At 64.6% G+C, this 8,871-nt stretch carries 6 protein-coding genes and 1 pseudogene; 5 read left to right on the top strand and 2 right to left on the bottom strand.

The genetic code is table 11. The features are described 5' to 3' along the window. On the bottom strand, positions 1-386 hold a 386-nt coding region (locus WA702_RS24720), incomplete at its 3' end, for a helix-turn-helix domain-containing protein (RefSeq protein ID WP_425113171.1). 297 nt (positions 387-683) lie between these two features. Between WA702_RS24720 and WA702_RS24725 the strand changes: the two genes are divergently transcribed. From WA702_RS24725 to WA702_RS24735, 3 genes are all read left to right on the top strand, one after another. Next, positions 684-1,028: a hypothetical protein gene (locus tag WA702_RS24725; protein WP_425113172.1), complete on the top strand. Its 345-nt coding sequence runs from the start codon at positions 684-686 to the stop codon at positions 1,026-1,028. A gap of 65 nt (positions 1,029-1,093) precedes the next feature. After that, on the top strand, positions 1,094-2,269 hold the full coding sequence (locus WA702_RS24730) for an efflux RND transporter periplasmic adaptor subunit (protein WP_425113173.1): 1,176 nt from the start codon (positions 1,094-1,096) through the stop codon (positions 2,267-2,269). Beyond that, positions 2,266-5,385 carry an efflux RND transporter permease subunit gene (locus WA702_RS24735; protein ID WP_425113174.1) on the top strand — a complete coding sequence of 1,040 codons (3,120 nt, stop codon included), beginning with the start codon at positions 2,266-2,268 and terminating at the stop codon, positions 5,383-5,385. The genes WA702_RS24730 and WA702_RS24735 overlap by 4 nt, the downstream gene beginning before the upstream one ends. A 255-nt stretch (positions 5,386-5,640) precedes the next feature. Here the strand turns inward: WA702_RS24735 and WA702_RS24740 are convergent. After that, positions 5,641-6,160: pseudogene (locus WA702_RS24740) on the bottom strand (Dps family protein). Between the two features lie 533 nt (positions 6,161-6,693). Between WA702_RS24740 and WA702_RS24745 the strand changes: the two are divergent. Then, positions 6,694-7,584 (top strand): SDR family NAD(P)-dependent oxidoreductase, encoded by an 891-nt coding sequence (locus tag WA702_RS24745; protein WP_425113175.1) that lies wholly within the window; start codon positions 6,694-6,696, stop codon positions 7,582-7,584. Positions 7,585-8,029: 445 nt separating this feature from the next. Continuing rightward, a partial coding sequence (locus tag WA702_RS24750; RefSeq protein ID WP_425113176.1) for a winged helix-turn-helix domain-containing protein occupies positions 8,030-8,871 on the top strand: 842 nt, incomplete at its 3' end.

Below are 8,871 nucleotides of genomic sequence, written 5' to 3' on the forward strand. Positions count from 1 at the left end.
GAGCGCCGCTCGGCTCGCCATCTCGCGGGTGTCGATCCGGTGACCCGCTTGAACACCGTGGTGAAATGAGCCTGGGTCTGGAAGCCGACGCCGAGCGCGACCTGGACGATCGGCTTGTCGGTCTCGAGCAACAGCTCACCCGCAGCGATGACGCGCTGCCGCAGCAGATAATCGTGCGGCCGCAAGCCGGTGGCGCGCACGAACAACGCTGCGAAATGCATTCGGCTGAGCCGCGCCGCGGCTGCCATGTCCGCGAGCGTCACCTTGTCGCCGAGGTGTTCGGCGACATAGCCCGCAACAAGCTTCAGCCGCCATTTCGACAGGCCGTATGGCTGGCCCTGCGGCCGCCAGACAAACGGCGCCATCTCGACGTCAGCGCCCGGCATCCGGGCGACAACGCCGCGCAGATCCGTTGAACGTCTCTCTCCGGCCGCTGGCCGGGACTCACAGCGATACAACGACACTTTCCATCCTTCCGCTCCGCAGACGATGCCATGCCTCACCGCCGGCATGTCCGTTCAATATGGCAAAGCGTGCCTGACCCGCCGTCATACGTAGGTATGGTGAGGACCTCGCAGAGTCGTGCCCAGTTGGAAACGAGACGACGGATCTGAAAGACCGGAGACGCCGCGGCGACCCGCTGCCGTCTGTCGCGGCGGCCACCTTCATGAACGGGCTCGATCATGACGAACCTTGCCTCGACCTCGATCATCCTGCTGCTGCTATCGAGCGCGCCGGTCCATGCAGCGACCTGCCGTGATTTGATTGGCGGCGTTCAAGCCCAGGTCGACGCGGCCATCGACCGCCGCGCCGCCGACGGGCCGTGGCAGCCCGAGAGCCTTCGTGCATTGCGCAGCCATCAGCCGACGCCGCAATCGGTCGCAGCCGCGCAAGGCGCCGGATCGAGCGCGCTGATACAGGCGCTCGAGGCGCTCAACCGTGCGCGCGCCGCCGATAGCGCCGGGGATGCCGGGCGATGCCGGGCCGAGTTATCGACGGCACAGCACATGATCGCGTCGTTGCCGTGAGCCATAATGTCGGCGCTGCTCGGCACCGGACTGATGCATGCAGACCTCATACAAGGAGACAGGCCGTGCGCAGGACATCCGTTCTGGCCATCGCGCTATCGATCGTCGTGCTTGGCGCAGGCGGCATCTGGTATGCCGCGCGCGCCAGGCATTCGACCGCGCAGCCTCCGGCGCCGCCGCAAGCGGCGATCCCTGTTATCGCCGCACCCGTCACGGCCGGCGATGTGCCGATCTATCTGCGCGGTGTCGGCACGGTGAGCGCCTACAATACCGACATCGTCCGCAGCCAGATCCAGGGCCAGATCACGCGGATTGCCTTCATCGAAGGGCAGAGCGTGAAGGCCGGTGACCTCTTGGCGCAGATCGACCCGCGTCCCTACCAGGCGCAGATCGAACAGCTCACTGCGAATCTCGATCGCGACAAGGCGCAGCTCAAGAACGCGCAAGCCAATCTCGCGCGGGCGACCCAGCTCGGTGACAAGGGCTATGCTACCCAGCAGCTGGTCGAAAACCAGCAGGCGCAGACCGCCGAACTCGAGAACACCGTGAAGGCCGACCAGGCCCAGATCGATCAGGCCAATATCCAGCTCGGCTACACCCGACTGACTTCTCCGATCCCCGGCGTCACCGGCGTGCGCCGGATCGACGTTGGCAACGTGATCCATCCGACCGATGCGAACGGCCTCGTCGTCGTGACCCAGATCGAGCCGATCTCACTGCTCTTTACCCTGCCCGAAGCCGAGCTGCCGCAGATCCAGCAGCAGATGGCCAAAGGTACGCTGAAGACGATCGCCTTCAGCCAAGACGGCAAGATGAAGCTCGATGAAGGCCGGCTGCTGCTCGTCGACAACGAGATCGCGCAGGCGACGGGCACGGTGCAGCTCAAGGCGGAATTTCCCAATGCCGCGCACCGGCTATGGCCGGGCTTGCTGGTCAACGCTGCGCTCTTGATCGACACCCGCAAGGACGGGTTGACGATCGCGGCGTCGGCCGTGCAGCAGGGACCGAACGGGTCCTACGTCTACGAAGTCCGGCCGGACGGCACTGTCGAGCTGCGGCCGGTGACGGTCGCGCAGATCGATCACGGCCGCGCGCTGATCGATTCCGGCGTCAAGGCGAACGAGACCGTGGTGATCGACGGACAATACCGGCTGCAGGACGGCAGCCGCGTGCAGCAATTGCACGGCAAGGCGGCCGAGCAAGCCAGACTGCAGAGCGCCGTCCAGGAGGCAATCCCGTGAACGTCTCCGCACCCTTCATCGTACGTCCGATCGCAACCACGCTGTTGATGGTCGGCCTCCTGCTCTGCGGCCTTGCGGCCTACCCGTTGCTGCCGGTCGGCGCGCTACCCAACGTCAATTATCCGACTATTCAGATCTCGGCGCAGCTGCCCGGCGCAGATCCGCAGACCATCGCCTCGTCGGTCGCGACGCCGCTCGAGCAGCAGCTCAGCCAAATTCCCGGCGTGACGCAGCTGACCTCCTCGAGCGCGCTCGGCGTGGCACAGCTCACCGTGCAATTTGAGCTGTCGCGGACCGTCGACAGCGCCGCGGTCGACGTGCTCTCGGCGATCAACGCCGCGAGCCCCTTTCTGCCGCAGAACATTCCCTATCCGCCGACGATCCGGAAGGTGAATCCCGCCGAGACGCCGATCATGCTGATCGCGCTCACCTCCGAGGAGCTGCCGCTGACCACCGTCGATGCCTATGCCGAGAACATCGTGCTGCCGAAGATCTCGCAGATTCCCGGCGTCGGCATGGTCGGTATCGGCGGCCAACAGAAGCCGGCCTTGCGCGTCCAGGTGGACCCGCAGGCGCTGGCCGCGCGCGGCATCGGACTCGAGGACGTCCGCAGCGTGATTGCGGGAGCCAATGTGGACCTTCCCAAGGGCACGCTGAACAGCCCGCGCGTGACCTACACGCTCAACACCAACGACCAGCTGCTTAAACCTTCGGCCTATGACGATCTCGTCATCGCCTACCGCAATGGCGCGCCCGTGCGTGTTCGCGATATCGGCAAAACCATTGCGGCGCCGGAGAATGATCTGCTGGCGGGCTGGTATGGCAAGCAGCGCGCGGTGATCCTGGCCGTCCAGCGCGTGCCGGGCGCCAACGTGATCGAGACGGTGGACCGGATCAAGCGCCTGCTGCCGCAGCTGCAGGCCTCCGTTCCTCCGGCGATCAAGCTCACGGTCGCAGCCGACCGCACCACGACGATCCGCGCCGCCGTCGCCGATGTCCAGTTCACGCTGCTGCTGACGGTCGCGCTGGTGGTGATGGTGATTTTCCTGTTCCTGCGCAATCTCTGGGCTACCGTGATCCCGGCGGTGACGGTGCCGCTGTCGCTGATCGGCACCTTCGCAGTGCTGCATGTGCTCGGTTACAGTCTCGACAATCTGTCGCTGATGGCGCTGTCAATCGCAGTCGGCTTCGTGGTCGATGATGCCGTCGTCGTGATCGAGAACATCGTGCGCCACCTCGAAGCGGGCTTGACGCCAATGCAGGCGGCGCTGAAGGGCTCGGCCGAGATCGGCTTCACTATCGTCTCGATCACGCTGTCGCTGATTGCGGTGTTCATCCCGCTGTTCCTGATGGGCGGCTATGTCGGCAAGCTGTTCCAGGAGTTCGCCGTCACGATCACCGCCTCGCTACTGCTGTCGCTGGTGATCTCGCTGACGCTGACCCCAATGATGTGCGCGCGCCTGTTGAAGGACGAAAGCCGCAGGCGCCACGGGCGGCTTTATCTCGCCTTCGAGCACGGGTTCGACGCGCTGCTCGGGCTCTATGCCGCCGGGCTTCGCGTCGCGCTGCGCCACCGCTTCGCCACGCTGATGGTCATGCTCGGCACCATCGTCCTCACTGGCTATCTCTATGTCGTCATCCCGAAGGGCTTCTTCCCGGAGGAGGATACCGGGCAGATCACCGGCATTACCGAGGCCGCGCAAGACATCTCGTTCCCGGCGATGTCCGAGCGACAGCGGGCCATCGTCAACACCCTGTTGAAGGACCCGGATATCGCCTCCGTCGCCAGCTATATCGGCCCCGGCGGGCCGACCGCGACGCTGAACCAGGGCCGGATCTTCATCGTGCTGAAGCAGAAGCCGGAGCGCAAGGCGAGCGCTGCCGCGATCATCGATAGGCTCCGGCCCGCGCTGGCGCATATTCAGGGCATCACGCTCTATATGCAGGCGGCACAGGACATCACGATCGGGGCACGGCTGTCGAAGACGCAATATCAGTACACGCTGACCGATGCGGATTCGAACGAGCTGACTAGCTGGAGCAATACCTTCCTCGATCGGCTGCGAGCGCTGCCCCTGATCACCGATGTCGCCAGCGACCAAGCCAATGCCGGACCGCGGCTCGACATCACGGTCGACCGTGAAAAGGCGTCGAGCCTCGGCATCCTGCCCTCGACCATCGACAACACGCTGGACGACGCTTTCGGCCAGCGCATCGTCTCCACCATGTTCACCTCGCTCAACCAGTACCACGTCCTGCTCGAGGTGCAGCCCGGCTTCCAATACGGACCCGAAGCATTGCGAGACATCTACGTCACCTCGTCGAGCGGCCAGCAGGTCCCGCTCAGCACGCTGGTGCACGCCGAGATCAAGCCGGTGCCGATCCTGATCAATCACCAGAGCATGTTTCCCTCGGTGACACTCTCGTTCAACCTCAAACCGGGCGTGGCGCTCGGCGATGCGGTGGCGGCGATCCAGGCCACCGAGCACGATCTGGGTAAACCGGGCTCACTGGCGACGTCATTCCAGGGCAACGCGCAAGCCTTCCAGTCCTCGCTGAAAGGCACACCGCTCCTGATCGGTGTTGCGCTGGTCGTGATCTACATCATCCTCGGCGTGCTCTACGAGAGCTTCATTCATCCGCTAACCATCCTCTCGACGCTGCCATCGGCCGGCATCGGCGCGCTGCTGTTGCTGATGGCGGTGAGAATGGACCTGAGTGTGATCGCGATCATCGGCATCATCCTGCTGATCGGCATCGTCAAGAAGAACGGCATCATGCTGGTCGACGTCGCGCTCGAGGTGCAGCGTGGACAGGGGCTGAGTCCCGAGCGCGCGATCTACCAGGCCTGCACCCTGCGGTTCCGGCCGATCCTGATGACGACGATGGCGGCCCTGCTAGGCGGCGTGCCGCTGATGATTGGTACCGGCACGGGGGCCGAATTGCGGCAACCGCTCGGCTTTACCATCGTCGGCGGCCTTCTGCTTTCTCAGGTGCTGACGCTGTACACGACACCGGTGGTCTATCTCTATCTCGACCGGCTCGGTGGGCTGTTGGCAAGGCGCAGGACTGGCTCGGCCGCGGATGGCGTGCCCGCCGTCGCGGCTGTCGAGTGATCGCGCGAGCCGCGGGCCTTTTCCCGGATGCCAAAGCACTTGATCGGAGATCTCAGGGCGCAGGTTCAGCCGCTCGGGACAACGGCCGCACCGACAGAGCCGAGCAGCGGCTTGCTGTCAATCGTGGCCGCCATGACATCACCCGGACAAAGCTGGCCGCGTCGACATGGCGCCGCCAACCATAGATGTGAGATCGTGACAGCGCCGGCCCCTGCTCCTGCAATGGTACCGCCGCTTCAGATGCGGCGCGGCGCGTCAGCGCGCTTCGGAGTTCGACCCCGTGCGGGCCGCCTCGTACAGGAACCAGACCCGGCGCTCGGACTCGTCGATCCAGTTCTCGATCAGGCTCGCGGTGGCGACATCGCGATATTCGTCGCAGAGGTTATGCACCTGACGCATCTCCCGCACCAACTGCTGATTGTCGCTGCGCAGCTCCGCCAGCACGTCCTGCGGCTCGACATAGTCGGCGTCGTTGTCGAGGATGCGCTGCTCGCGCGCGATCTGGCCGGTCGAGCGCAAGGTCGTGCCGCCGATCTTGCGGGCCCGCTCCGCCATCTCGTCGGTCATGGCGAAGATCTGGTCGGACTGCTCGTCCAGCAGCAAATGATAGTCGCGGAAGTGCGGGCCCGACATGTGCCAGTGAAAGTTCTTGGTTCAGATAGACCGCGAAAACGTCGGCCAGCAGGGCTCGCAGCGCGGCGGAAATATCACGCGTGGCCTTGGCGCCGAGATCGGTCGGGCCCTCTAGCTCGGGACGGGTGCGGGTGACGGTCATGAATTGATCCTCTTGCTTGCGCCGAAATGTCGGGGGTGATGCGGACGGCCTGGACGGCTCGCCGGGACGACCTGTCGACAAATGAGGCTCCACGTGGCCGGATCACGGAGGGGGACGCGGGGAAATGAGCCGGTTCACGTGGAGCCAGTGTCATGCATGGCGAGGGAGGAAAGCGCCCTGCACGACTGACAGGCGGTCCTGTGGCGGATGATGTAACGCGGGCATTCCGGGCGATATTTTCAATCCGCACGGTGCCCGGCCGCAGCGGCGGCCGACGCAATCAAGGGCGCGTGATTGGATGCCTTTCAGGCATGCGCGCGCGGCCCGGCGACACGGCGCTGTAACGAATATCCACAAGAATCCGGGCCTTTCGCAAACTTCGTGCTTTTTGGAAAACCGTCACGACCCCGGGAATACGCTCCCACGGCGACAGCCTAGGCTCCCGAGCTGATCAACCTGCAACTCGGCAAACCGCAACAAACGCGACCACCGGGGGCTATCGCCCTCGCGCAGCAGTGCGGTCAGGTAGTGGAATGCGCAAAATCATCGTCATCACCGGCGCCTCCAACGGAATTGGAAATGCAACTAGCAAGCGACTAGCCCTGGCGGGACACACGGTTTACGCATCGATGCGGGACACCAAGGGCCGGAACGTAGCACACGTCGAGGATTTCGAGAGCTTCACGCGGCAGCACGGCTGCGACCTGCGCGTAACCGAGCTCGACGTCTCGTCCCAAGATTCGACGAGCGCTGCGATCGACCGAATCATGGCACAGCACGGCCAGCTCGACGTCGTGATTCACAACGCCGTGCAGACCGCCTACGGCCCCGCGGAAGCGTTCACCGCGGAGCAGTTCGCCGAGATCTTCGACGCCAACATCTTCAGCACCCAGCGGGTCAACCGGGCGGCGTTGCCCCAGCTTCGCAAGCAGGGCCGGGGCTTGCTGGTCTGGATCTCGTCGAGTTGCGCGCGCGGCATCATCTCGCCCTTTCTCAGCCCCTATGCCGCGTCCAAGGCCGGCATGGATGCGCTGGCGCTGAGCTATGCCGGCGAGATCGCGCGCTGGGGCATCGAGACCAGCATCATCGTTCCGGCCGATCTCGGCCCCGCCCAATACCTGCATTCCGGCCGGCCGAGCGACGCGCTGCGGGCAGAGGAATATTCCGACGGGCCCACGGCCGACCTCAGCGAGGTCGCGCTCAGCGGATTGGCGAACCTGTTTCCGCTCGGCTCCGCCCCGGATATCGCGGGCGCGATCGCCGACATCATCAGCATGCCGTTCGGCACGCGGCCGCTTCGCGTGCATGTCGATCCCGATCACGCCGGCGCGGCCGTCATCGATGCGGTGGCCGATCGGATTCGCGCCGAATTCCTTCGGCGGATCGGATTATCCGATTGTCTCAAGCCGGCCATCATCAGCTAGCGCAGCAGAGAGATCAATGACCGGCGGTCGCCGTCCCGGCTCGATTTTGCGACAAGCGTATGACACGCTTAGATATCAAACGAACAATGTCCGCAGCATTCCTTGCCGCATCGTCGCGAAAACATGCAGCCTGTGCTAAAAAGCGACCGGTTCCAGCACCTCTGGTGCGCAGGATGTTATCGACTTCGGCGAACACGAACATGTGTTTGAACGATTGCCGTTTCAGCGTTCCGACATTTTTGCCTTACACACCATTGCTTTAAGGTCCCCCAAATGGTCCATCTTGTTTGCAAACCGACGTCCACCATCGGCGCAAGCCCGCCGAAAGCTGGACAACTGATCCGCATGCGTCACTCTGCGCGGGTTCTGCTCCGCTTTCGCAACCTATGAGGAGCGGGAGCGTGCTTCGGATCTTCGTAAATCAAGTATCGAGTTGATGTTCCTCATGGGCGCTCGCGCGCAAGGCAGCAATCGTGACACCGGTGCAAAGCCGGCCTTCGGCAAGATAGTTGGTTTCGGGCCGTTCCGGCTGCATCTCATGCAGCGCCGGCTGGAGAAGAACGGCGCGCCGGTGCCGCTCGGTGCGCGCGCCTTCGATATCCTGGTCGCGCTGATCGAGCGGGCCGGCATGGTGGTCAGCAAGGCCGATCTGATGGCGCAGGCCTGGCCGCACACCACCGTCGACGAAGCCGCGCTGCGGGTCCAGGTCGTGGCGTTGCGAAAGGTGCTCGGCGAGGGCGATGCCGGCGCCAAATATCTGACGACGGTGTCGGGACAGGGCTACTGCTTCGTGGCGCGCGTCCTGCGCTGGGACGAGGACACGGCCGCCGCGCCCGATCCGCAGCCGACCCCCGTCGCGCATAATCTGCCGGCGCGGCCACCGCAGATGGTCGGACGCGACCACGCCGTTCACGAGATCGGCGAGCAATTGAGCCGTGGCCGTTTCGTCACCATCGCGGGTCCCGGCGGCATCGGGAAGACCACATTGGCGATATCAGTGGCGCATGCCTTGCTGCCGCAATTCGATGGCGCGGTGCATTTCCTCGACCTCGGCATGCTGCGCGACGCCGATGCTGTGCCGAGCCTCGTCGCCACGACGCTCGGCCTCGGAGGACAGGCCGGCAATCCGGCCGACCGGCTGGTGAATTTTGCCCGCGACAAGCGGCTGCTGCTGGTGCTCGACTGTTGCGAGCATGTGATCGAGACATCGGCGGCAATTGCCGAACGGCTCTACAAGGAGGCTGCGCAGGTGCATGTGCTGGCCACCAGCCGGGAATCGCTCCGGGT

It is taken from the genome of Bradyrhizobium sp. (assembly GCF_049798375.1).
GTDB lineage: Bacteria > Pseudomonadota > Alphaproteobacteria > Rhizobiales > Xanthobacteraceae > Bradyrhizobium.